Annotated in this window: 25 protein-coding genes and 3 pseudogenes; 23 read left to right on the plus strand and 5 right to left on the minus strand. The window is 61.5% G+C overall.

Annotation, left to right across the window (positions count from 1 at the left end):
• Nucleotides 1–784: 784 nt before the first annotated feature.
• The 5 genes and pseudogenes from GKE62_RS05295 (at nucleotide 785) to GKE62_RS05315 (ending at nucleotide 6,972) form a co-directional block, all read left to right on the plus strand.
• Nucleotides 785–1,747, plus strand: coding sequence for a DMT family transporter (locus tag GKE62_RS05295; RefSeq protein WP_230206931.1), 963 nt, complete (start codon nucleotides 785–787; stop codon nucleotides 1,745–1,747).
• A pseudogene (locus GKE62_RS05300) lies at nucleotides 1,744–3,641 on the plus strand (AMP-binding protein). The gene GKE62_RS05295 and the pseudogene GKE62_RS05300 overlap by 4 nt, the downstream one beginning before the upstream one ends.
• A gap of 294 nt (nucleotides 3,642–3,935) precedes the next feature.
• Nucleotides 3,936–4,895, plus strand: a pseudogene (locus GKE62_RS05305) (DDE-type integrase/transposase/recombinase).
• A 218-nt stretch (nucleotides 4,896–5,113) separates the two neighbouring features.
• The gene (locus GKE62_RS05310; protein WP_230206932.1) at nucleotides 5,114–6,073 is read left to right on the plus strand and encodes an alpha/beta fold hydrolase; all 960 of its coding nucleotides are present in this window, start codon (nucleotides 5,114–5,116) and stop codon (nucleotides 6,071–6,073) included.
• Nucleotides 6,074–6,186: 113 nt separating this feature from the next.
• Entirely contained in the window at nucleotides 6,187–6,972 is a 786-nt protein-coding gene (locus GKE62_RS05315) for an NUDIX domain-containing protein (protein WP_154691330.1), read from the plus strand.
• A gap of 59 nt (nucleotides 6,973–7,031) precedes the next feature.
• Here the strand turns inward: GKE62_RS05315 and GKE62_RS05320 are convergent, their stop codons facing one another.
• Complete coding sequence (locus GKE62_RS05320) at nucleotides 7,032–7,484, minus strand: MarR family winged helix-turn-helix transcriptional regulator (RefSeq protein WP_154691331.1); 453 nt, start codon at nucleotides 7,482–7,484, stop codon at nucleotides 7,032–7,034.
• A gap of 149 nt (nucleotides 7,485–7,633) precedes the next feature.
• On the opposite strand from GKE62_RS05320, the gene GKE62_RS05325 reads away from it, so the two are divergent.
• The 10 genes and pseudogenes from GKE62_RS05325 (at nucleotide 7,634) to GKE62_RS05365 (ending at nucleotide 14,327) form a co-directional block, all read left to right on the plus strand.
• Nucleotides 7,634–8,440: an alpha/beta fold hydrolase gene (locus GKE62_RS05325; RefSeq protein WP_230206933.1), complete on the plus strand. Its 807-nt coding sequence runs from the start codon at nucleotides 7,634–7,636 to the stop codon at nucleotides 8,438–8,440.
• Nucleotides 8,437–8,925, plus strand: coding sequence for a hotdog fold thioesterase (locus GKE62_RS05330; protein ID WP_154691333.1), 489 nt, complete (start codon nucleotides 8,437–8,439; stop codon nucleotides 8,923–8,925). Before GKE62_RS05325 ends, GKE62_RS05330 begins: the two co-directional genes overlap by 4 nt.
• Nucleotides 8,841–10,292 (plus strand): efflux transporter outer membrane subunit, encoded by a 1,452-nt coding sequence (locus GKE62_RS05335; protein WP_154691334.1) that lies wholly within the window; start codon nucleotides 8,841–8,843, stop codon nucleotides 10,290–10,292. Before GKE62_RS05330 ends, GKE62_RS05335 begins: the two co-directional genes overlap by 85 nt.
• Nucleotides 10,289–11,434, plus strand: coding sequence for an HlyD family efflux transporter periplasmic adaptor subunit (locus GKE62_RS05340; RefSeq protein WP_154691335.1), 1,146 nt, complete (start codon nucleotides 10,289–10,291; stop codon nucleotides 11,432–11,434). Before GKE62_RS05335 ends, GKE62_RS05340 begins: the two co-directional genes overlap by 4 nt.
• Before the next feature lie 6 nt (nucleotides 11,435–11,440).
• Nucleotides 11,441–12,970 (plus strand): DHA2 family efflux MFS transporter permease subunit, encoded by a 1,530-nt coding sequence (locus GKE62_RS05345; protein ID WP_154691336.1) that lies wholly within the window; start codon nucleotides 11,441–11,443, stop codon nucleotides 12,968–12,970.
• 246 nt (nucleotides 12,971–13,216) lie between these two features.
• Nucleotides 13,217–13,417 carry a transposase gene (locus GKE62_RS05350; RefSeq protein ID WP_154691337.1) on the plus strand — a complete coding sequence of 67 codons (201 nt, stop codon included), beginning with the start codon at nucleotides 13,217–13,219 and terminating at the stop codon, nucleotides 13,415–13,417.
• 33 nt (nucleotides 13,418–13,450) lie between these two features.
• Nucleotides 13,451–13,597, plus strand: a complete 147-nt coding sequence (locus GKE62_RS05355) for a hypothetical protein (protein ID WP_154691338.1) — start codon at nucleotides 13,451–13,453, stop codon at nucleotides 13,595–13,597.
• Nucleotides 13,594–13,853: pseudogene (gene tnpB / locus GKE62_RS05360) on the plus strand (IS66 family insertion sequence element accessory protein TnpB). The gene GKE62_RS05355 and the pseudogene tnpB overlap by 4 nt, the downstream one beginning before the upstream one ends.
• Nucleotides 13,847–14,059: a hypothetical protein gene (locus GKE62_RS19635; protein ID WP_370516122.1), complete on the plus strand. Its 213-nt coding sequence runs from the start codon at nucleotides 13,847–13,849 to the stop codon at nucleotides 14,057–14,059. Before tnpB ends, GKE62_RS19635 begins: the two are co-directional and overlap by 7 nt.
• Nucleotides 14,043–14,327, plus strand: a complete 285-nt coding sequence (locus tag GKE62_RS05365; protein WP_230206934.1) for a transposase — start codon at nucleotides 14,043–14,045, stop codon at nucleotides 14,325–14,327. The genes GKE62_RS19635 and GKE62_RS05365 overlap by 17 nt, the downstream gene beginning before the upstream one ends.
• Before the next feature lie 16 nt (nucleotides 14,328–14,343).
• Here GKE62_RS05365 and GKE62_RS05370 read toward each other — a convergent pair whose 3' ends face one another.
• Nucleotides 14,344–15,108 (minus strand): 2-keto-4-pentenoate hydratase, encoded by a 765-nt coding sequence (locus GKE62_RS05370; protein WP_154691339.1) that lies wholly within the window; start codon nucleotides 15,106–15,108, stop codon nucleotides 14,344–14,346.
• A 427-nt stretch (nucleotides 15,109–15,535) separates the two neighbouring features.
• Between GKE62_RS05370 and rarD the strand changes: the two genes are divergently transcribed.
• Complete coding sequence (gene rarD / locus GKE62_RS05375; RefSeq protein ID WP_154691340.1) at nucleotides 15,536–16,735, plus strand: EamA family transporter RarD; 1,200 nt, start codon at nucleotides 15,536–15,538, stop codon at nucleotides 16,733–16,735.
• Here the strand turns inward: rarD and GKE62_RS19640 are convergent.
• The 3 genes from GKE62_RS19640 to GKE62_RS05390 form a co-directional block, all read right to left on the minus strand.
• Entirely contained in the window at nucleotides 16,656–16,982 is a 327-nt protein-coding gene (locus tag GKE62_RS19640) for a transposase domain-containing protein (protein WP_370516061.1), read from the minus strand. The two genes, rarD and GKE62_RS19640, sit on opposite strands and share 80 nt — an antisense overlap.
• Before the next feature lie 122 nt (nucleotides 16,983–17,104).
• Nucleotides 17,105–19,321: a TonB-dependent receptor gene (locus GKE62_RS05385; protein ID WP_154691341.1), complete on the minus strand. Its 2,217-nt coding sequence runs from the start codon at nucleotides 19,319–19,321 to the stop codon at nucleotides 17,105–17,107.
• A 169-nt stretch (nucleotides 19,322–19,490) separates the two neighbouring features.
• Nucleotides 19,491–19,910 carry a DUF3363 domain-containing protein gene (locus GKE62_RS05390; protein WP_230206935.1) on the minus strand — a complete coding sequence of 140 codons (420 nt, stop codon included), beginning with the start codon at nucleotides 19,908–19,910 and terminating at the stop codon, nucleotides 19,491–19,493.
• Between GKE62_RS05390 and GKE62_RS19645 the strand changes: the two genes are divergently transcribed.
• The 7 genes from GKE62_RS19645 to GKE62_RS05420 all read left to right on the plus strand — a co-directional run bounded on the left by GKE62_RS19645 (nucleotide 19,830) and on the right by GKE62_RS05420 (nucleotide 23,768).
• Nucleotides 19,830–20,084 carry a hypothetical protein gene (locus tag GKE62_RS19645; RefSeq protein WP_230207111.1) on the plus strand — a complete coding sequence of 85 codons (255 nt, stop codon included), beginning with the start codon at nucleotides 19,830–19,832 and terminating at the stop codon, nucleotides 20,082–20,084. The two genes, GKE62_RS05390 and GKE62_RS19645, sit on opposite strands and share 81 nt — an antisense overlap.
• On the plus strand, nucleotides 20,069–20,227 hold the full coding sequence (locus GKE62_RS05395; protein ID WP_154691342.1) for an Lrp/AsnC ligand binding domain-containing protein: 159 nt from the start codon (nucleotides 20,069–20,071) through the stop codon (nucleotides 20,225–20,227). The genes GKE62_RS19645 and GKE62_RS05395 overlap by 16 nt, the downstream gene beginning before the upstream one ends.
• Nucleotides 20,193–20,330 (plus strand): hypothetical protein, encoded by a 138-nt coding sequence (locus GKE62_RS19650; protein WP_154691343.1) that lies wholly within the window; start codon nucleotides 20,193–20,195, stop codon nucleotides 20,328–20,330. The genes GKE62_RS05395 and GKE62_RS19650 overlap by 35 nt, the downstream gene beginning before the upstream one ends.
• An 85-nt stretch (nucleotides 20,331–20,415) precedes the next feature.
• Complete coding sequence (locus GKE62_RS05405; RefSeq protein ID WP_154691344.1) at nucleotides 20,416–21,036, plus strand: AbiEi antitoxin N-terminal domain-containing protein; 621 nt, start codon at nucleotides 20,416–20,418, stop codon at nucleotides 21,034–21,036.
• Complete coding sequence (locus tag GKE62_RS05410; protein WP_154691345.1) at nucleotides 21,029–21,913, plus strand: nucleotidyl transferase AbiEii/AbiGii toxin family protein; 885 nt, start codon at nucleotides 21,029–21,031, stop codon at nucleotides 21,911–21,913. Before GKE62_RS05405 ends, GKE62_RS05410 begins: the two co-directional genes overlap by 8 nt.
• Before the next feature lie 356 nt (nucleotides 21,914–22,269).
• Entirely contained in the window at nucleotides 22,270–22,845 is a 576-nt protein-coding gene (locus tag GKE62_RS05415) for an RNA polymerase sigma factor (RefSeq protein WP_154691346.1), read from the plus strand.
• Nucleotides 22,842–23,768 (plus strand): FecR domain-containing protein, encoded by a 927-nt coding sequence (locus GKE62_RS05420; RefSeq protein ID WP_154691347.1) that lies wholly within the window; start codon nucleotides 22,842–22,844, stop codon nucleotides 23,766–23,768. Before GKE62_RS05415 ends, GKE62_RS05420 begins: the two co-directional genes overlap by 4 nt.
• The last annotated feature ends 25 nt before the right edge of the window (nucleotides 23,769–23,793 follow it).

Raw genomic sequence — 23,793 nt, forward strand, 5'->3', positions numbered from 1 at the left:
CACGTGAACAAGTCGATCGGAGTGATCGGCTGTTCTTCCTGCTCCCCTGCGCGCCAATAGTGCTGCTGCGCTGCGTACACGACAAGCATCACAGGATTGCCAACGGGCCGATGGATCCTGATCGTTTCGAGCATGAATCGCCTTGGTGGCAGGAAACGTTCCGCTGGACGTTCTTCGACGGGCCTACATCCACAACATGGCCAGACTGTGCGCAAGCCGTATGGAACCGCTAATCGCGTACCATACGTTCCTTATCGCCTTGGCGGCGAGCTGCGACTTGTCGAGCTAGTCCGGCTAGCAGCGCGATTCGAGCGAAATATCTGCAGTCTGCCGTCCTGCTCGAACACCTAGCCGTGATAGTTGCGCAGAGTTTTGGCAGTGCCGCTGTCGGCATGACAAAGTTGGTTACCCCGATGTTGGCACGAATTGATAACGCCACGGTACAATCCAACAAGCTAATGCGAAAGGCTGACCTTGTCTTGGGCCATGAAGGAAGTGATAAAATCTCCGGGTTCTGGAAGGAGAGGCTCGTGGCCGAGGAACCACCACGAACGCGATAAGATTCTCTTGATCTCAAGATTATAGACGTTTTCGTCCCAGAAAACCTGGGGCGATTCATTCGCGTTGACCTTGTCACGAGGGTGTTGTTGCCCGTCGCGGCTCTCTCCAACGTTTGCCCACGGTTGTTGCGACGACCGAAGCTATAGACTAGCGGCAATGCGATGCACAATATGCAAATATCGTACGGCTTGCAAACGGGTTAGGACCACAGGAGATTTTCGCTTTGAGTCCACCCGTCCGCAATTTCTCCGACTGGCGCAGTGCTGCGTCGACGATGTGGAATTCCCCGACCTTGCTACTCTGTCTGGCCTCATTCTTCTGGGCGCTGAATCCGATCGTTGGCCGGGCGGTGCGAGACCTGATCTCCCCCTTGTCGCTCGCCTTCTGGCGCTGGGTTATCGCGTTGATGTTCGTTCTTCCCCTGGCTTGGCGCCACATCGGGGCCGATCGGCAGATCCTGCGCGTATCGTGGCGGCTGCTTGGGCTGCTGGGCTTTTTTGGTGTCGGTCTGTTCGCCTATGTCGTCTACTGGAGTCTGCAACTCACAACAGCCACCAACAGCCTCCTGCTGCAATCGACCATGCCGATCATGACCCTCGCAATGCCGACCATCCTGTTCGGGGAGCGGCTGCGCCCGCTCCTAGCCGTCAGCGCGGGGCTGTCCTTCACGGGTATCGCATGGATCGTGACCAAGGGGCATCCGCTCGATCTGCGCTGGAGCGCGGTCAACAACGGCGACCTGCTCGCCCTTGCGGGCGTATTTCTCTATTCGGCTTACGCCACCTTCCTTCGCAAGGTGCCGACAATGCACCACCTTACCTTGCTTGCCACGCTGTTCGCGGTCGGCATCGGAACCTTGGTAATTCCGTATTTTGGTGGATTGGTGCGCAGCGGCCCGTCGATCCCGACGCTGGCCGTGGTGTTTGCGGTCCTGTATGTCGGAATCTTTCCGTCGCTGATCGCCTATGGCTTCTTCAACCGGTCGGTGGCGTTGATTGGTTCGGCGCGTGCGGGGGTCTACATGAATCTGCCGACCGTGTTCGGGGTTGTCCTGGCGATCCCGCTGCTTGGCGAGAGAGTGGCGTCCTATCATTTCGCCGGAGCCGCAATGGTGATCGCTGCGATCCTCATTTCCCGGAGACAGACGCATCGTCTCCAAGGTCAAGACAGGAGCGCCAAAGGATGACTGCCGCCACTGCCAAAAGTACCTATGAAAATGCCTTTCGCCGCGCTGCAGACGACTCCGTCAACTTCTGGGCCGAGGCTGCCAAAGCCATCGACTGGTTCGTCGAGCCCCGGCAGGTCTACAACGAAAACGATGGATGGTTCGCGGACGGTGTTCTCAACACCTGCCACAATTGCCTTGACCGGCACGTCGCGGCGGGTCGCGGCGACGCCGTCGCTCTTACCTATGACAGTCCGGTCGCCAAAACGCTGCGCAGTTTCACGTACAGCGAACTACAGGATGAGGTCGGGCGGGTCGCGGCGATGGTGGCAAGCGTAGGAGTCGGCAAAGGCGATCGTGTCATAATTTATATGCCGATGATTCCTGAGACCGTCTTCGCAATGCTGGCTTGCGCCCGGCTGGGCGCCATTCATTCGGTCGTGTTCGGTGGTTTTGCTGCACCCGAACTGGCCAAGCGGATCGACGATGCTGAGCCAACACTGATCCTTACGGCTTCGTGCGGTATCGAGGGCGGTCGCACTATCGCCTACAAGCCACTGGTCGATGAAGCGGTTGCCCTGTCAGCCCACTACGTCAGGCATGTCGTACTGCTGCAGCGCGAGCGGTTGCCTGCCTGTATGAAGCGCGATCGGGACATCGACTGGCACGAATTGCGGCAGCGTACTGCCAATGACCCGGTTCCGGACTGCGCACCTCTTGCCGCAGCGGACTCACTCTACATCTTGTACACATCGGGTACGACCGGGATGCCCAAAGGTGTGGTGCGCGACAACGGCGGGCATGCCGTCGCGCTCGCATGGTCGATGGCCAACATTTACGGCATCGGCAGCGGGGATACGTTCTGGGCGGCGTCCGATGTCGGTTGGGTTGTCGGCCACAGCTACATCGTCTACGGCCCGCTGCTGGTCGGATCGACCACCGTACTGTTCGAAGGCAAACCGGTTGGCACCCCCGATCCGGGCACTTTTTGGCGGATCATCGCTCGTAACAGGGTCAAGATCTTCTTCACTGCACCAACCGCAATTCGGGCGATCCGCAAGGAAGACCCCGAGGCCCGGCTGCTCAAGCATATCGGCACCGGAGAATGCCGCGCGATCTTCTTGGCCGGCGAGCGTGCCGATCCCGACACCATCGCTTGGCTTGAGCGCGAAAGCGGACTGCCGGTCATTGATCACTGGTGGCAGACCGAGCTCGGCTGGCCAGCTATCGCCTCGTGCTTCGCGATGGGCGACCTGCGTCGGAAGGCGGGCAGTGCCGGGCTGGCGGTGCCTGGCTATGGCTTTGCGGTCCTCGGCGACGACGGCCGTCCGCTCGCCGACGGCGAGAGCGGCAGCGTGGTGATCCGCACCCCCTGCCACCTGGCGCTTTCCGCACCCTTTGGAACAACCAGGCAGCTTTCGACCGGAACTTCGCGGCGTTCCCGGGCTACTACGAAACCGGCGATGCGGGCTATCGCGACGACGCCGGATTTATTCACATCATGGGCCGGACCGACGATATCATCAATGTCGCGGGACACCGCCTCTCGACTGGGCAGATGGAAGAGATCGTTGCCCGCCAGAAAGGCGTCGCCGAATGCGCGGTGATCGGCGCGCAAGATCCGGTCAAAGGCATGGTTCCGATCGCGTTTATAGTTGCGCAAGGGCGATGTGCCGATGACGCGGCCTTGATCCAGCAGGCAATCAAGGCCGTTCGCGACGAGTTGGGCCCAGTTGCAGCCTTAAAGACGGCCCATGTGGTGGATCAACTGCCGAAGACACGATCGGGGAAAATCCTGCGCAATCTCATGCGCAAGATCGTCGATCGAGTGCCCTTCGACATTCCCGCGACGATTGAAAACCCGTCGGTAGCCGACGATATTGCGTCGGTTCTGGCGAGCAGTCCAACGGTCTAACAGTCTGCTGAAAAACGTCCGGCGCCAGCCATGCCCCCCTTTGTCCCGGTGGTTTTGGGGGCGGGCCGATTGCCTGACTGGTACAATATTCAGCCGTTGGTCGTTGGCACCTCCTTTTTGGTCCGGTAGCGTGGTCAGGCGGCTATCAGTTTGGGTATTCGAACCAGATTGTAGGCGATGATATTTAGAGAAATGTTCCCCGTCAGCACCAATGGCACAGATTTGAGGTTGTGATGTAAGGAGGATTTGGCTCTCGTCGGAGTGACGAAGGAACGAAGATGAGCCAAATCCTCAATCGCCAAAAAGCCTGCGGAGCAGGTTGTGAAGGACATCCGCCGGCGACGCGGCGCCACTTCTCGGCCGAAGACAAAATCAGAATCGTGCTCGAAGGGCTGCGCGGCGAAGACAGCATCGCCGAGCTGTGTCGCAAGGAGGGCATCGCACAGAGCCTGTACTACACCTGGTCGAAGGAGTTCATGGAAGCGGGCAAGCGCCGTCTCGCCGGCGACACTGCCCGTGCCGCCACCACCGACGAATTCAGGGACCTACACCGCGAGGCCGGTGCCCTGAAGGAGTCCGTCGCCGATCTGACGCTCGAGAACCGTCTGGTCAAAAAAAGCATTCTCGCGGATGGGGGCGACGACGAATGAGATATCCCGCGGCCGAGAAGCTCGAGATCATCAGGATCGTCGGCAGACCGACTTCACTTACTTCAAGATCATCGGGTGGGGCTGGATGTACCTATCGACCGTGCTCGACGACTTCTCGCGCTACATCATCGCCTGGAAGTTGTGCTCCACAATGCGGACCGAGGACGTCACCGACACGCTCGACCTGGCGCTGACGGCCTCGGGCTGCGATCACGCCACGATGCAGCACAAACCCCGGCCGCTCAGCGACAACGGCCCCAGCTACATCGCGGGCGAGCTGGCCGAGTACATCGCGGCCCAACGCATGAGCCATGTCCGCGGCGCGCCGATCCACCCCCAGACCCAGGGCAAGATCGAGCGCTGGCACCAGACCCTGAAGAACCGCATCCTGCTGGAAAACTACTTCCTGCCCGGGGATCTCGAAGCCCAGATCGAGGCGTTCGTTGATCACTACAACCACCGCCGCTACCACGGGAGCCTGGACAACGTGACACCCGCCGACGCCTACTTCGGAAGGGCCCAGACCATCATCAAACAGCGCGAAAGGATCAAGCGACAGACCATCGAACATCGGCGCTTGCAGCACCGCAAGCTCGCCGCATAACATCAATCCCCAGACGAGGCCGATCCTCCGCTAATCTGAGCCGCGAGCTGCGCCAAATGTTCCGACAACGGACACTGGTAAATGGGCGATAATATTTCGGGCAAGCCACGCCAGTTGCTCAATTATCCAAGCGTCGTTAGCTTCGCCATAATCTGCGACGAAGTGGCAGCTGACGGGTATCGTGGGTTCACGCTAGCATGAACGAGGAACCACGACCGATGAACTTGGCCACATCCGACATCGTGCCGGAATGGGCGCCCGACCCGTCGATCCTGCCAGGCTGGTTTGTCGACGCCATGGCTCTTCCGCGCGAGGAAGGTTTCGTAACCGTCGATGGCGTGCGTATGCACTACTTCCGTTGGGGCAACCCGGCCGCGCCGCCGGTGCTGATGACCCATGGCTTCCTTTCGCACGCCCGCTGCTTCGCCTTTATCGCCCCGTTTCTCGCCCGCGATTACCACGTTGTCGCTTATGACCTTTCCGGCATGGGCGACAGTGACGTGCGGCCCCACTGCGACATGCCGGCGCGCGGGCGCGAGATGATCGGGGTTGCCGAAGCCTTGGGCCTTCTCGGCCACGCCCGCAAACCCATCGTGGTGGCCCATAGTTTCGGCTCGGCAGTGGCGCTGGAGGCTCTCGAGCTCGCCCCGGCCACTTTTGGCGCGGCGGTGATCTGCGACATGATGGTTCTGCGCCCGTCGGAACTGGAAAAGTACAGAAGCGATGGCCGTACCAGCCCTGGCTCAGGCGATCCCAACCGGCCTCATCGCCGATATCCCGATTACCTGAACGCCCGCGCACGATATGTGCTGTCCCCGCCTCAGCCGGTGGCGGAACCGTTTCTGATGGATTACATGGCCTATTATGCGCTGCGCCGCGAAGGGAGCAACTGGACCTGGAAGTTCTCACCGGCAGTGTTCGAGCGCGACAATTCACAACGCTTGTGGCTTGAGATTGGCCCGCGCCTGGTCGCCGCACCCGGTCGGAAGGCGATTATCCATGGCGAAAAGAGCCAGCTTTTTACGCGGGATTCATGCCAGTACGTGCGTGAACTGGGCGGGGTGGACATCCCCATCATCGCGGTTCCCGAAGCCCGACATCATTTGATGCTCGATCAGCCCTTGGCCTTCACCGCTGCCTTGCGCGCGGTAATCGACGAGTGGTCCAAAAGTGACTGATCGAAGCTACGGCGATGGCAAGAATACCTTCGAGAAGGATGGGCCGGTCCGGGATCAACTGAATTGCGATCGCGGGCAAGAGTATTGATGAAGCTAGAGCCAGGGAGACGGACATGACCGACGCACCTCAGATCCCCGAACCGAAACCCGCAGCGACGGTGCTTCTGGTCCGCGATCAGCCCGAATTCCAGGTGCTGATGGTCAAGCGCCACCACCAGATCGATTTTGCGTCGGGCGCCCTGGTTTTCCCTGGGGGAAAGACGCATGGCGGCGACACCGACGAGCGCTGGGCCGAGCATGCAATTGGATGGGATGAACTGGATCTGGTTCAGCGAACCTTGCGGATCGGAGCGATCCGCGAGGCGTTCGAGGAAACCGGAATTCTGCTGGCACAGACCGCCCAAGGCACGCCTTTTGAGGACCCGTGTGACGCATCGGTGCGAAGCGCGGTCGATGCTGGTCATGTCGCTTTTATCGATGTCGTTCGCGAGTTGGGTGTCCACCTCAGGCTGGACGAACTGGCTATCTTCGCCCGGTGGATTACCCCGACCATGATGCCCAAGCGGTTCGACACCTGGTTCTACGCGATGAGCGCTCCCGCGGGACAAGTGGCGGCGTATGATGGGCGCGAGACTGTCGATGCGGAATGGATCTCGCCGTCCGAGGCGATCCGATTGGCAGCGGTGGGCGAGAGGACCATCATTTTTCCAACCTTGATGAACCTGAAGCTGCTCGCCGAGGCAGAAAGCGCGCAGGATTGCCTTTCGCGTGCGCGGAAACGCAGGCTGGTCACGGTGCTACCCGAGGTCTCGATCGAAAACGGAGAGCGTGTTCTCGTAATACCGCCCGACGCCGGGTATGGCCCCGTTTCGCAGCCGCTGAGGACGCTCGGTGCCTGATTCAAAGAGAACTCTGCGCTGTTGACCTTCGAGCTCCGTCAAGGCCGGGCTTCCCGGCTTCAATCTTCAAGGTTCGAGGACATGATCGCGAGCATGTCCTTGACGATGTCCGCTTGTTCTTCGGAAATCCCGGTCAGGACCCGTTCGTAGATCCTGTCGGCTGCCGTGCGCAACGAAGGGAGAATTTCAATCGCCTTGGGAAGGAGGTGCAGCGCCCAGATCCTGCGGTTGCCTTCAGCGGAACGGCGTTCGACGAAGGCGGCTTTTTCCAGCTGGTCGATCACGTGCCCGACACTGGCTCGTTCCATTTCGAGGTTCTTGGCCAGTTCGGTCTGGGTGAGGCCGGGGGTCCGGTAAATATATCCAAGCGCGCGCCACTGGGTGCGGGACAGGCCGAATTCGACTGTACTCGCGTCGAAGAGCTTGCGCAGCTTGCGCGGCACTTCCTCGAGCAAAAAGACGAGCTCGTCAGCCTCGGTGAGATAACCCTTGCCGGGTGCCGTCCTTCCCATGGAAACGACAGCTAGCCCATCTGACGGATTGTGAAAAGCCTTTACTGTAAGGTATATTACAGTAAGGGGTGAGTATGTCTCCTGATCTGACACTTTTTGGCCACTGTGGGCACAGAATCGCAGCCAGCGCCGAAGGTCCCGAGGGGGGAATGCCGGTCTTGCTGGCGCACGGTGGTGGCCAGACGCGATGGGCATGGAAGAGGATTGCGAATCTCCTGGCGGAACACGGGTTTCGGGCGATTGCGCCCGACCTGCGCGGCCATGGCGATAGTGCATGGGCCACAGACGGGGCATATGCGATTGCCGACTTTGCTGGCGATTTGGCTGCCATTGCCAGTGCAATGGATCGCAAGCCTGCACTGGTTGGTGCTTCGCTGGGAGGCCTTGCGGGGATCTTGGCCGAAGGCGAACACGGCCCGAACCTATTTGCATCGCTAACTTTGGTCGATGTTACCCCGCAATTGGATGCTGGCGGTGTCGCGCGCGTGATAGGCTTTATGGCAGCCCATGCAGGAGAGGGGTTCGCCTCACCTGACGAAGCGGCACGCGTGATTTCCGAATATCTTCCCAATCGTCCAAGCCGTAGCGCTTCGCCCGGCCTGGCGCGTTACCTGCGGCAAAAGGCGGATGGTCGCTATTACTGGCACTGGGATCCTGCGTTTGTAACTGGAGTCATGCGCCTGGACGAAGATCAAAGCGAGGATCGTGGCTATGGCAGGGTAGAAGTCAGCGAAGCTGCGCGAAGGCTGACCCTTCCTGTTCATCTTGTCCGCGGTGGATCGAGCGATCTCGTCTCGCCGGAGGCCGTGGCCCATTTCCGCGAACTGGTCCCCCACGCCGAATGCAGCGATATTGCGGGTGCGACACACATGGTTGTCGGTGACCAGAACGACCTCTTTGGCGAAACGGTCGTGGATTTCCTGACCCGCACCCATGCTCGAAAGGGGGGAGAATGACCGACAAGCCGTCGTTTCTACAACTGGAAGCCTTGCGCGAATTGCTGCTGGTCGCCCCGTTCCATCGCTGGCTCGGGCTGGATATTGTCGCTGTGACCGCTGACGGGTTGATCCTCGAAATGCCGTGGCGGGATGAAATCGTCTCCAACCCGATGATCGGATCGGCGCACGGCGGTATCCTCTCCGCCCTGATCGATCTTACCGGACTCTATGCAATCAATGCACTAGGCGGCTCGGCACGCGCCACCGCCGACATGCGCGTCGATTTTCACCGCCCGGCGACCGCGGGTCCGCTCCGTGCGATTGGCCGGGTGGTCAAGCTCGGCAAGCAGTTGAGCGTCGCCGAGACCCGGATCGAGGACCCGGATGGGCGGTTGCTCGCCAGCGGCAGGGGGGGCCTATGTCGCCTAGCCGCCGATTGCTGCTGGCGGCCCCGGCGATCCTGGCGCTCGCCGCCTGCGTTCCGGTGCCAAAAACCGGCATAAGGCCGGTGATGCAGACCGCCGACAACATCGGATCGGCGCAGACCCTTGCCGCGCGGGGTGACAGTGTCTGGCCGCCAGACCAGTGGTGGCGGCTTGCCGGCGATCCGCAACTCACGGCGCTGATCGAGGAAGGGCTGGCGAACTCCCCGCAGGTCGCCCTGGCCATGGCCCGGATTAGACGCGCCGAGGCCGAAGCACAGCGCGTCGGTGCAGGCCGGCTACCCGCCATCGGTGTGGACGGCGAGGCCGGTGTCCGGCGGCAGAGCGGTAACACGGGTATTCCCGCCGATTTCCTCCCCGATAGCTGGAAGGATTACGGTCAAGTCTCGCTGACTTTCGGCTTCGATCCCGATTTATGGGGGCGCAATCGCGCCGCCCATGCCGCTGCGACTTCGGAAGCACGCGCGGCCGTGGTCGATGCGGCCCAGGCGCGGCTTGTCCTTTCGGTTGCGATCACCGCCGCCTACGCCGAGCTTGGGCGTTACTACAGCGAGCGAGACCTGGCCGAGGCGCTTCTGGCCAATCGCCACGCCACCCGCGAACTAGTTGCACAGCGCGAGCACAACGGGCTCGATAACCGCGTCAGCCTGCGCCGGGCCGATGCCGAGGTCGCGCGCGCCGAAGGCAATCTGGCCGCTGCAGATGAGAGCATCGGGCTGCGGCGCAACCAGCTGGCCGCGCTAGTTGGCGCGGGACCGGATCGCGGCCTGGCGATTATGCGTCCACTTCCGATTCCTTCGACTCCTGCGGGTCTTCCCGAAGGCGTAACCACCGAACTGCTTGGCAGGCGTCCCGACATTGTTGCAGCCCGCGAACGGGTCGAAGCGGCAGCGAGCCGGGTCAAGGTAGCGCGCGCCGGGTTCTTCCCGTCGATAAACCTGCGCGCATTGATCGGTCTGCAGGCGATCGGCCTTGGCAATCTGATCGATACCTCATCACAATTCGGGTCCGTTGGACCGGCGATCAGCCTGCCGATCTTCCAGGGCGGTGCTTTGAAAGCGCAATATGGCAGCGCCCAGGCCGTATATGACGAGGCTGTCGCCCTCTATAACCAGACGGTGATCAGCGCCTTCCAGCAAGTCGCTGATGCGGTCACCCAGAGCGACGCCGCCGACAGACGGCTTGCCGCAGCCCGCTCTGCGCTTTCAGCAAACGATGATGCACAGGCGCTGTTGCGCACGCGCTACCAGGCGGGGCTGGCGAGCTATCTTGACGTGCTTAACAGCGAAGCCGGCTTGCATGAGCTGCAACTCGCGGTGGTGGACCTTGAAATCTACGAGCGCGGAGCGACCCTGGCGATGATCCGGGCGCTTGGCGGTGGCTTCGGAACAGAGGCCAAGACATCCAAGGAACCGGCAGGATCATGAACGAAGCTACGAGCGAAACCCCTCCCGTCGATCCGGCCCTTTCCGGAGCGAGAAAGGCCGCACGCAAGCTGTGGCTACGGCGGCTTGCCGTGGTGCTGGCGCTGATCGCGCTGGGCTGGGGCATCTGGTATGTGCTGGTCGCGCGCAACTACGTCAGCACCGACAACGCCTATGTGAATGCGCAAATGGCGCAGGTGACACCGCTGATTGCCGCTCCCGCAGTCGAGGTTCTGGTCAAGGAAACCCAGCCGGTGAAAGCCGGGGACGTGCTCGTCAGGCTCGACAAGGCTGACGCTCGAATTGTTCTGGCACAGGCAGACGCGGATTTGGCGGCAGCTCGCCGCCGCTTTCGCCAGACTCTTGCCAACAACACAGCGCTGGCTGCGCAAGTCGATACATCGAGTGCGGGCTTGGTGCAGGTGCAAGCGCAATACCGAATGGCATTGGCCGACCATGAAAAGGCAAAGATCGATATGCGCCGCAGAGAAACCGTTGCAGCTAGCGGAGCCGTCTCGGGCGAGGAAGTGACCCAGGCTCGCAAGGCTTACGCAACCACGCTCGCTGCGCTTGACGCCGCACGCGGCGTGATTGCCCAAGCCGGATCGTCGAGGCGTGCGACCCAGGGCCAGTTTGCCGCCAACGATGCGCTGGTGCGCGGCCTGAGCGAAGATACCGATCCTGCCGTCCTGGCCGCAATGGCCAAGCGCGATGCTGCGCAGCTCGATCTCGACCGCACCGAAATTCGCGCGCCGATCGACGGCGTCGTCAGTCGCTTGCAGGTCCAGGTCGGGCTGCGCCTCAACCCGGGCCAGACGATCATGACAATTGTCCCGCTGGCCAATGTCTATGTCGATGCCAATTTCAAGGAAGGGCAGTTACGCCGGGTGCGCTTGGGCATGCCCGTGACGTTGACTGCTGCCATCTATGGATCGAGCGTGACCTACCACGGCAGGGTTACCGGCTTTTCCGGCGGCACCGGCTCGTCGATGGCGGTGATCCCGGCGCAGAATGCGACCGGCAACTGGATCAAGGTGGTCCAGCGGCTGCCCGTCAGGATCGAGCTGAGACCTGACGAGTTAAAGCAACATCCTCTGCGGGTCGGCTTGTCGATGGACGCCGAAATCGACGTGTCGGGAGACTGAGCGCAGATGAACGGTGCTGTACAGGCTTCGGCGGGTTTTCCGCCTTCGCTTAGGCTCATCGCCGGGCTGACACTGGCCTTTGCGAACTTCATGGTGATCCTCGACCTGACGATTGCCAACGTGTCTATTCCGAGCATCGCGGGCGGTCTCGGCGTCACTTTGGAGCAGGGCGCCTGGGTCATTACCTCTTACGCGGTTGCGGAAGCGATCTGCGTACCCTTGACCGGATGGATCGCGGGACGGTTCGGGTCGGTCCGGACCTTTCTGTTCAGCATGGCTGGGTTCGGATTGTTCTCGATGCTCTGCGGGCTGTCGGTTTCAATCGAAATGCTTGTCATTTGCCGCATAGGCCAAGGCATCTTCGGTGCCTTTCTGATGCCGATGTCGCAAACCTTGTTGTTGCGGGTCTTTCCACCTGAACAGCAGAACATTGCGATGGGAATGTGGGCGATGACCCTGCTCCTGGGCCCTGCGCTTGGACCGATCATCGGAGGCTGGCTGACCGACAACTGGTCCTGGCACTGGATATTCCTCATCAACGTGCCCATCGCTGTCCTCGCGGCTTTCGCTGGCGCTGTTCTGCTTCGCCGGGTCGAAACCGACCGTCAGGTGCTTCCGATCGATATTATCGGGCTTGTCCTGCTGGTGGTCTGGGTCGGCTGTTTGCAGATTATCCTCGACATTGGCCGCAACCATGACTGGTTCAGCGATCCACTGATCGTCGCCCTGGCGATCACTTCGGCTATCGCGTTTCTCATCTTTGTCGTCTGGGAACTCACCGAGGATCATCCCGTGGTCGACCTTCGCATCTTGCGAAACCGGGGGCTGAGCGTCAGCCTTGTTGTCCTCTCGATCAGCTTCGGCGCCTATTTCGCCGGTTTTGTGATCATTCCGCAATGGCAACAGGCTTGGCTTGGCTACACCGCGACACAGGCGGGCTTTTCTTCGTCGTTCACGGCTATTGGAGGGCTATTGACCGCACCGCTCGTCGTGATGCTGATGCCGCGGTACGACCCCCGCACTCTGGTTTCAGCTGGAATCGTCTGGCTGGCGATGATGGGGCTAACCCGGACGTTGTGGACGAGCGACAGCGATTTCTGGACGCTGAGCCTGCCACAATTTTTCCTGGGGCTGGGCATGACGTTTTTCATGCTGCCGATCATCAACCTCACGCTAAGCACCGTGGACGAAGAAGAGGTTGCATCTGCCGCCGGTCTCCAAAGCTTCATGCGCACGATCGCAACGGCTTTCGCCACTTCGGTCTCACTGACCTATTGGGGCGACACCCAACGTGCTGCGCGCAGCGATATCGTCGCGGTTTTGGAACCCGGTGCGGCGGGCGGCTCAATTTCCAGGCTTGGCTTCTCGCCCGACGCGGTGCTTCAAATGTTCAGCAATATGGTTGAGGCGGAGGCCACGACACTGTCTGTAATTCATATCTTCTGGACGACATCGGCAATTCTGTTCATCGCAGCGGCCCTGATCTGGCTGGCACCGCGTCCAAAGCGAACCGGAAGCATGTCGATGGAGCATTGAGCTGTCCGCAGCTGAGTTAGGTCGAGTTCGCCGCGTTCGGTCCGCTCCGCCGATCGACGCGCGAGCGCTTAAGGGCGGGCCTGCAAGGTTGCCATGATCGAGGTCGGCTGGGATGCAAGTCTAGATTGCGACCGTCACCGAAAGGGATAATGGGGCCGATGGCCTGGCAATGCGTAAGCGTCCGGTGATCGCCGCCTTGCGGTTGGCGTGACGAGCAAGCCACAGGTGTAGCACTGGTGCGGCACTATGGCTACGCGGATCATTGATGTCGTGGACGCGGTGCCGACTGGTCCGCGGCGGCGGTGCAGCGAGCACGACAAGGCGCGGATCGTGTCGGAAGCGATGATGCCGGGCACGTCGGTGGCCGAGGTCGCGCGCCGATATGGGGTGTGCGGGTCGCTGATCTACCGCTGGCGCAGAACGCTGCCCGGGTCGAGCGTGGCGTGACCGGAGCGGTCGCAGCCGCCGCCGGGCGGCTACGTGCCGGTCGAGGTCGCTGGTCCGCTTGCGACTGGTCCCGAGGCCGTGGGCGTGGTCGAGGTCCTAGCGGCGACCGGCCATCGCGTGCGGTTCGCTCCGCCAATCGACACGCGCGTGCTCAAGACCGTGCTTGCCGGGCTGACGTGATCGGCCCGCCGGCTGGGATCCGGGTCCATCTGGCGGCCGGCGTCACCGAAACGCGCAAAGGTTTCAACGGGCTGGCTGCGCTGATCCAGCATCGTCTGAAGCGCGATCCGTTCGGCGGCGCGGTCTATGCGTTCCGCGGCAAGCGCGGCTGGTGAAGCTGCTGTGGTGGGACGGACAGAGTCTGTGCCTGTTCGCCAAGCGGCTCGAGCGCGGCCGCTTCACCTGGCCCGCGACCCCGAGTGTGTTGCTGTGCTGACCGCGGCGCAGCTGTCGATGCAGCTCGACGGAGTCGAGTGGCGGCACCTCAACAAGCTCGATCCGCAAGTATCCTTCGCCGATACAATCGCCAGCATTGCCGATCATCCAGCTCGCCGCATCGACGACCTGCTTCCCCGGAACTACCGGTCAGCCCGAGAAACCCGCTTACCGGACGCTTACAATCCCAGTGTTTTCGGGTCCTGAGCGGCGTCGGCGGTGGCGTGAGGAGGAGCGACTGCGGATTCTTGCCGAGGCTTTTTCGCCGAGTAACTGTGTCGCCGGGGTTTACCGGCGCCACGATGTCTTTTCGGCGTTGATCTACATCTGGCGACGCAAGCACCGCGAGGAGCACGCCGAACCGGCGCCCGGCGATCTAACCGGGCCAGGATTTGCCGAGGCCATGGTGGTTGACGCACAAAGATCGCAGAACTCCCCTGCGAAGCCAACTCTACTCGCTCAAGAAACTCAATGAGTTCGAGACCAACGGCTCACCAGCAAAGTTCCACACAGCCCATGCCGACAAAAGCCGCGCTAATCGGCATGCCTCGCTTCAAATAGGGCGCTGCCGTCAGGCCACCCGTCAAGATGATCGAGCCGGCTGCTATAGTTTCTCCAATCCGTTGAAGTTCCGTGCAAAGCCACCTGAAGGCCGCTAACGTCCCCCCCATCGCAGCAGACGAATGGCCCGCAAGATGTTCGCCGCTCGGGGTGGTTAGCAAAACCCCGCAGCCGTCGCCTGCGATCATACGAGGAGAGCACGGTGCCCCGAGAACGAAGCCGGCGGCGGAGCTGTTGTCCGCCACATTGTCCTCGAAGGTGAAGACATAGTCGTGATAGCGGGTGTCCACAATTTCCAGCGACGGAATTGCGGCGTCGATGACCATCAGCGCCTCTTCGTCGGATCGGGGTACGAAGTCGATGTCTCGGCCAATGCGCAGCGCTACCTCCGGTTCGATGCGCGGATGGATCAACGGCACTGTAACCTCGTTGCTGCAGTCCATGCGCTGTTCCAGTCGGCCAAAATTCGGCACGTCGATATTCATCTGCCTGCGCATGGCTTGGCTGGTGTAGCCGAGCTTGAAGCCCACTTGACGTTCGCCCGACAGGGCCAGCGTCGCTTCCGCGATGCGCTGGCTCTCACGCGTCGTCACTGTAGGCCATATGCTGGTGACGAGATCGGTCGTCGTGCACGTTATGCGCGCGGTGAAGAGGCGCTGTGCGTGGGCAGCGATCAAATCCGGTTCGTCGGGCATTTTCGCTAAGTTCCTCGTCTCTGTCGAGCTTCGCAATGCAGAGCAGGCTTCTCATAAATTCAACGGCTCATTGACGCTGCTGCCTACGAGCTTCGTGCTATACTACTCCCTTGGCCCGAACAGCCCGTGGCTCAACCCAAGATGCGCGATTGTCCACCGACACCTTGGTCAAGAACGTTCCCTCCCGGTTAGGCTGCCGGCCAATCGACTCGCCGGGTCAGAACCGGCAAAACCGGATCAAAGAAGACGCCTCTGACGTTGGCAGCACTGGACCGCATTGACGTTGGTGACCGTGCGCCCAAGCTAAAGGATGTCTTGCAATCACGCTGAAAGGTTTGGTGGTGGCATCGAACCGCATCGACGTTAGAAACGAACTCGAGACCGTCAGCGCACTGCTGACGCGCGAGACTCTCGAAAGAGGCATAAGATGGATGAAGCCGAGCACGGAGTCGACCGATCGGATCGAAGCAAATTACGAAAGGGAGTCGTCTTCGCGACGGTTGCTTATCTGATCTACGGGATCATGCCTTTTTACATGAAGCAGCTCCAGGCGGTTGCGCCAGGGCAGATAATGGCCCATCGCGTCATTTGGTCCGTGCTCCTGCTCGTCATAATCGTAAGCGTCATCCGTCGATGGAAGATCGTGCGTTCAGCCGCCAGTATGCGTATGGTCTGTGTGTTTACGATTACCGCGGCCCTCATCGGCACAAACTGGCTGGTTTACATTTGGGCCGTCCTTCACAATTTTGTACTCGAGACCAGTCTAGGATTCTTCATCACCCCACTCATGACGGTGCTCCTCGGAGTCTTGGCGCTAAAGGAACGGTTGAGCCGAATGCAGGTGCTTGCGGTTGCACTCGCCGGTTTCGGCGTCGCTGCCCTCGCCATTGGACAGGGCGGGAGTTTGTGGATCGCCTTGGCCCTGGCCGTGACGTTTAGCACCGCTGGCCTGATCCGCAAGATCGCCCCACTCGATCCGCTTTGCGCGCTGTTGATCGAGACTTCAATCATGGCACCGCTGGCGATTGTGTGGCTTGGGTGGAATGCAGCGCATGGGCAGCCGGTCTTCGAGGCCTCGTTGGGCCAGAATGCTCTGCTGGTGTTGACCGGAGTGGTGACAGCGCTCCCGCTGCTGCTCTTTTCTTCGGCCGCCAAGATGATGCCTTATTCCCTTGCAGGTCAATTCCAGTACCTTGGACCCACGCTTCAGTTTCTGCAGGCGGTTTTGCTGTTTCACGAACCGTTCCGACCGCTCCACATGTTCACCTTCGGTTGCATCTGGGTTGGCCTTGCCATCTTCACCTTCGACACGGTGCGTGCGGGCCTGGCATTCGGACGGAATTCCGAGGCGTATGCCGAAGGGGGAGGCATGATCACTTCGGCACACTCCAACCTTGAAGGGCGGTGCCGGGAGCGATCGACTGGTCCGTGGCAATGCATATCAATGCCTTGGGTCGGCAAACGCAGGGGGCGGCTCGGAGAAATCTTTCGCTGGCAGCGCGTTTTCGACGGCATTTGGCCTAGCCAGTTTTTCTTGGCGAGGCAATCTAAGGTGATTGGAACGTTCGGCATCGCCAAAGCCAAGGCAATATGTCAGCGTGTAGCGGCAGTCTTTTCATTACCATGATCCGCAGGCACGGGTCAGGCTGCCTGCGCGATGTGCTGTTGATCGGTGGTTGCCAGTTCCAGGTTAGCAACTCGTCCCAGCGCTTCGCGGGCCAGTTGGCGACGATTTTGGGGATGACGTCGGCGATGTAGGCTTGCGGCCAAATGCCGTTTATCTTGACGGTGTCAATGACCGAATAGATTGCGGCGGGTGCCCGCCACCGGTAAGCGCCCGGCGAACTCCGCCTTGCGGTCGGCTTGAGGCGCAAGTCACAAGTGTAGCACAGTGACAGGCACTGATGGGGCGTATTGGTGCCAAGCCGGAGGCGTGGTTACATCGGAACGAGCCCGCCGCGCAGTAAGCGGTGAGCCTGTCCCGATGTCCTCATCGTCAGAATCGCACTTCGAATGATGCGCCGACCTTACGTGGCTGCTCGTAAAATCCGTCCGTGTCGAATGCCCCAGGCCTCACGGTCTGAAGAACTTTTTCGTTCGTCAGATTTGTTACCCACAGACCCGCCTTCCATTTTTCGCTTGGCGGAGACCAGGAAACAGATGCGTTGGCGAGGGTATAAGACGGCTGTGAAAAAGCCTTTGTATTGAGAAAGTCGTAATATACCCGCGAACTGAATGAGACGTTGGCGCTCGCACCCAACGTACCACCGCCCAGTTCGCCCTTGTAATCCGCGCCGACATTCCCAGACCACTTGGGCGCGCGGGTCATGACGTTGCCTGAGGCATCGACCGTTACAACGTTGTTGCTGCCATTGGAAAGCGGGACGAAGCCTTGGGCAGCGGTAAAATCCTGGTATCGCGCATGTGTGTAGGCCACTGCAGCGCGAAGCTTGAGCCCGTCAGCGACGCTGAAAAAGGTTTCGAGCTCGCCGCCATAGATTTCGGCGTTGGCGGCGTTCTGCAGAATATACGCCGGACTATTGGCCGCCTTCGCCTGGAGCTGAAGGTTCTTGTAGTCATAGTAATAGCCGGCCAGGTTCATTCTGAGCCAGGGCAATGGATCGGTCTTCAGGCCCGCCTCGTAGGCCTTAATCTCTTCTGGGTTGACCGGTGTGCTTACAGTTGCCGCCATATTGTAGACGCCGCTCTTGAATGCCGTGCTGTGCGTTGCGTAGACATTGGTCCGCGGCGCTATCTCGTAGCGCAGCCCCACCTTATAGTTGAACTTGTTGAACGTTTTGCTCACGTCGTTGACGACGACCGTGCCGTTGACCCGTTGCGTGAAATGGCGCGTCTCGGTCGAATAGCGCCCCCCCAGATTGACGAAGAATCCCTCCCCGAGCTCGTAGGTGCCATCGGCGAAGCCTGCAAACGAGCGGCCGGCGAGCTCCGGCTGCAGAAAGGGGCCGACCAGCGGGCTGGGCGGCGTCCTCGTCGACACTGGAAGCAAGTCGGAATGCCCGCCGAACTGGTAGAAGTAGCCCCCCACAATCCACTGAAAGGGTCCGGGATTTGCGGAGCTGAGCTTCAGTTCCGAACTCCCCGATTCAACGAAGAAATTCGCGGGGAAATTAGAGATATCGATGTTCGACGCATCTCCGTCGGTCTCCTGGTACCACTTCAGCTTGAGGTAGCCGCTGGTCGACTCGAGATTCACGGCTCCAAGATCGAGCGAAACGTGGAGTGCCCCGGTCCACCTGCGCAAGTCGAGCCTGGGTACCCGGGTGAGTGAAGCCTGCCACGCCTTGGTCGGGATGATGGCACCCGGGAAGGATTTACCGAGCGTTTGCCCGTTAAGGGGCTGCGGCGAATTGGTCGTGCTATCCTGATCGAAGTATTCACCCGTCAGCACCACCTTGAGATTGTCGGCCGGCTTCACCAACAGCTTGCTGCGAATATCGATGACCCGCTGATCGCCGAGCCCACCGCCGCGGACCAAGTCCTTGATGTAGCCCTCGTTTTTGCGATACAGCGAGGCAAGGTCGACCGCTACGGTGTCGCCGATCGGGCCGGTGACATAGAAGCGCGCGTCGTAGTCGCCAGCGTCGTTGCGCATGCGGCCGGCGCGCACCGAAGCCTTGCCGTGGAAGTCAAAGCTCGGATCGGGCGTGATCACGTTGATCAGGCCGCCCGTGGCATTTCTGCCGAAGGTTGTCCCCTGCGGGCCGCGCAGGACCTCGACACGCTCGACCTCGACGAGGTCGATCCAGTTCGCGGCTGATTCCGGCTGATAGACGCCATCGACGTAAGTCGCGATATTCGGTTCGTCGCCAATCGAGATGCCGGTCGACCCGACCCCACGGACCACGGGCTGGAACACTCCCATGTTGCGGCTGCCGATGAATCCAGGGACGATCTGGGTCAAGGTCCTGAGCGTCGATACGTCTGCTGCTGCCAGCCCGTCGCCGGTTATCGCCGTGACCGCGACGGGTACGTCTTGCAGCTTGGCCTCGCGCCGGGTTGCAGTTACGACGATATCCCCGAGCTGAGAAGTCGGCTCGTCAGCCTGATTGGCGCTCGTCTGCGCTTCGCTCGGCTGTACGGTGGTCTGGGACGCAGCGGCCTGTGCCCAAGCAAATGACGGAGCTAGGAGCGCCGTCGAACCGGCACACAAAAACAAGGCTACGCGATTGCGTTGGTACTGCTCTCTCACCGCATCTCTCCCTTGGTTGTGCCCCGCCGTCTTCAAGGCGGTGGCTTATCGTTGTGTATCTTTCGTCGGGCCGGAGTCCGCCATCTCTGACATCACAGCGGCCCAGCATCGGTGCAGTAAGACGGAATGTTGCGCGGAACCCGAGTTTGGTCGGTCCCACGCGGCCACCTTAACCTCCACTGACGCGAATCGCATTAGCAAACGCGATGCACCATATGCAACTATTTTTGGATAACGCACTGCACATTGTCCAACGTGGGTAGCGCGAGACTGGATCTGGAGATCGTAACGTCATCGCATCGATTAAGCATATCTGTCCGAGATAAGGGTCCCGGGCGTGCAGTATGCCGCCGAACCGCTCCTGTCGGTCTTGAAGAATTCCGCTCCGGCACCACGCCGATCCAGTCGGCGAGATCGCGATCAATCGTGAACACGGTCTGGCCAGCAACCGAGGCAGCCTGCGCGCTGCGGCCGACCATGGCTGGCGCCGAGAGGCTGCGCCGGGGTCGTGACGCAGATGCGCGTCGATGGTGTAGTGACCGCCATTCGCAGCGGCGACTTCGGCAACGGTGCGGTCGACGTCGCGCATGGCGACCGCGACTGGCTCGATCCGTACGATCGCGCCCTCCACCTGCGGCTCTACATCCACGCCGCGGCCGATCTAGACATAATGGGTAGCGCCCGACGACGTTGGCCGCTGTGTCTGCAAGCTGAAGACCGGGCACGGTCTTGGACGGCGCAACGACGATGTTCGCCGAGTTGAAATTGAAACTGCATGATGAAGAAACACTTGAAGTGCTGGAAGCGCAGGCACGAGAGCACCCTCAGATTGTCGAATGCTTCTCGATGAGCGGGCAGAGCGACTCATCTCATGCGGATCGTCGTCCGCTGCGTCGGCGACTATGAGAACTTCCTGAAAAAGGTCCTTCTTCACCTACCAGGCGTCGGATCGATAAACTCGAGCTTTGCCCCGAATTGCATCAAGATGACCATCAGATTGCCGATCTGAGCGACATTGCGCTCTATCGGTGCTCGGCGTGATGACTTGTGACGAAACCTCTGATAAAGTCTCGATCTGTTAAAGGATTCGTCACATGGCTTCCGCGGAGATCTCGCAAAGGACTAAGCTTCGCGATCTGTTCGCCGCGCATACCATGATGCGGGCAGGCGAGCTACGCACGGCCGGCATCGGGCCGCAGACGATAGCCCGCGCGGTTGAGGACGGCGAGCTGGAGCGGATCTCACGCGGCCTCTATCAGCATCGCGATACTCAAATCGAAGAGCATCAGATACTGGCTGAAGCCGCGACCCGCGTTCCCAAAGGAGTCATCGCCCTGACCTCGGCGCTGGCCTTTCATGGACTGACCGATCAGATGCCGCGGCGGGTATGGATCGCGATCGGCACGAGCGACTGGTCACCGGTTCCATCGTACCCGCCGCTGCGGATCGTTCGCCTCACCGCCCCCTATCTGCGCGAGGGCATCGAGCATCATGTGATCGCCGGCGTGAAGGTGCCTGTCTATTCGATTCCCAAGACGCTCGCCGACATGTTCCGAAATCCCAAGCTGGTCGACCGTTCAGTCGCAGTCGAAGGCCTGCGTAGCGCACTCGAGCAACGCAAGGCGACGCCGAGCGAGATCGCCGAAGGGGCCAAGGCAGGCGGCGCCTGGAAGACCATGCACCCTTTTCTCGAGGCCCTGACCGCCAATGGCTAGACCGCCGGTCAACATCGCCAAATCGGTCAAGGACCGTTTGCTCAATATCGCCCGACAGGAAGGCCGCGCGTTCGACGTGCTGCTGGTTCGCTTCGCGCTCGAGCGCCTGCTCTATCGGCTGTCGATCTCGCCCCATCGCGAGCAGTTCGTCCTCAAGGGTGGAATGCTCGTTACAGCGTGGATCGACGACGACAATCGTGTCACGCGCGATGCCGACTTCCTGGGCTTTGGCGATGCCGATCCCCACAAGCTGATTGCCGACTTCCGCGGGATTATGGTTATCGAAGGTGGCGACGGGCTGGTCTTCGATACCGGCGCTCTGACCGCGACCGCCATCCGCGACGAAATGGAATACGGCGGAGTAAGGATCAAGACCGCGGCCTACCTCGAGCGGACGCGGATTTCGGTGATCATCGATATCGGATTTGGCGATGCCATGGCCGTCACGCCCCAGCAACTCGACTTCCCGACGCTTCTCGATCTCCCGGTTCCCCGCATCCGGGCATATCCCCCCTCAACGGTCATCGCGGAGAAGTTCCAGGCGATGGTCGCGCTGGGCGTCCTCAACAGCCGGATGAAGGACTACTACGACCTCTGGGCCATTCCGCGGAATGTGGTCATTGCTCCAGAGGACCTCGACGCTGCGATCCTCGCGACCTTCACCCGGCGCGGCACCGCGATCCCGACGGAACGCCCGCCAGGGCTTTCGACGGAAACGACCCAGGATCAAGCGAAGCGACGGCAGTGGAGCGCCTATGCGAAGTCGCTTGAGCTCGAAGGCGTCGCCTTCGGTACGGTCGCCGATGCCGTGTGGGCGTATGTCGGTCCGTCATGCGAACGACTGACGGTGAATCCCAGTGTGACCCGACCGGAATGATCACATCTAACACCTGCTTGCCAGGATACCGATCGTGAGGCCCATCCACATGCGTTTATTCGCCGTGCTTTTAACCGGCGATAATTGTTGCGCTTTGTCACAGAGATTCTATGATTTTCGAGCGCTGCTGCACGCGGCGCCGAGGCGTGAGAACCTCGCTTGAGATAAGTTCCTTGCCAGCGGCCGGGTCGCCGGCGCGCATGTCCAGGCCGCTCGCGGCTAAAGGCGCTGGCGCATGCCCTCAAGCATGTTCTCACCACCCGGCTCCGGCCGGTGCCTCTGACGGAGGCAAGGCGGATGGGAGCAGGAAAGTCGTCGGTTAGGCTGGTTGCGCGCAACGCTCGCGAGCGCGCGCCATGAATGCGTCGTTCTCGCCAACGGTCGCCGCGGACGAATGTGGAGATCCGTCCGGCACCGCGCCGTCGAACACGACGACGGCAAGCGCTCTCGAGAGACTCTATCGGACCCAGTCCGCGCGTCTGCGCCGCTACTTCGCCCGGCGCACTGGCAGCGACGACGCCGGCGACCTCGTCCAGGAAACCTTCGTCCGCTTCGCCGGCGCCGCCGCTGACGGGCAGGCCGCCGTGGATTGCCCCGAAGCCTACCTGACGCGGGTCGCCACCAACTTGCTGCGCGACCGCGCCCGCACCGCCGCGCACAACGCGCTTTACCTGCAACAGCAGGCTGTTTCCGCTGCCGGCCGCTACGTCGACCCGCATCCGCTCCTCGAAAGCCGCGATGCCTTGCGCGGGCTCGAACAGGCGCTCGCGAGGCTCAACCCACGGCGCAGGAAGATATTTCTGCTCCACCGCCTCGAGGATATGACTTACGCCGAGATCGGCGCGGCGGTCGGGATGAGCGAGAAGGGCGTGAAGAAGCAGATGGCCAAGGCGCTTCTCGAGCTGCGGCAAGCCACGGACCCTTCGGCGTGAGCGGGCCGGGCGGGCGCAATGCGGAACAGGTGCAGGCCGACGCCGCGTCCTGGCACGCGCGCATGCTCGAGCCGCGTTCCGAAACCGAGGTCGCAGCCTTCGAGGCCTGGCTCGCCGCCGACCCCGCGCATCCACGCGCCTATGCAGACATGGAAGCGCTGACGTCGGCGGGAGCCAAGTTGCCGAGGGCCGACTACGACATCGCACCGGCTGCCGCGCCGCGTGGGGGCTGGCGTCCGGTCGCCGCGATGGCGCTCGCGGCGGTCGCGCTGGTCGCCGGTGTGTGGGCCTGGCAGCTCGCCTCCTCGCCGGCCTTTGCTGCGGTGAGCAACTTTGGACCCGCCGTGCGCGGGTTGCGCTTCGCCGACGGGACCGGGATCGTCCTCGATGCCAATTCTCAGATCGCCACCGCGCTCCGCTCGGGCATCCGCACAATCCGCATCGTCGGGGGCCGGGTCCGCATCGACGGGCGCCAAACCTCGCACGCGCTCCGCGTCGAAGCGGGTGCGCAAACCATTGCCGCGCGGTCAGCCCTCTTCGACGTCGCCCTGGAAGGCGCCAGCGTGTCAGTCGCAACGCTGCAAGGCAGCGTGGCGATCAGCGATCCGGCGGCGGCCGCTCCGACGGCGATCGCTCAGGGTGACGCCGTCGTCGTCGATGGCGACGGCAAGCGGGCAACCCGGCTCGACGGGAGCTGGCCGGCAAGCCGGATGCGGTTCGAACGCGCGACGCTCGCGCGCGTGGTGGATATCGCCAATCGCCTCGGAAATCCCGACATCGTCCTCGCCAGCCCCGACCTGGCGAGCATTCCGGTGTCGGGCGTCCTCGACGTCCGGCGCACGCGACCTCTCGCGCGCAAGCTCGGTGCGGCGCTGGACTTGCAGGTCCGTGATGACGGCGCGGTGCTCCAGCTCGGCCGCTGAGCCCTCCAGCGAAGTCGTGTGCGCC

This window comes from Novosphingobium sp. Gsoil 351 (assembly GCF_009707465.1).
Classification (GTDB): Bacteria; Pseudomonadota; Alphaproteobacteria; order Sphingomonadales; family Sphingomonadaceae; genus Novosphingobium.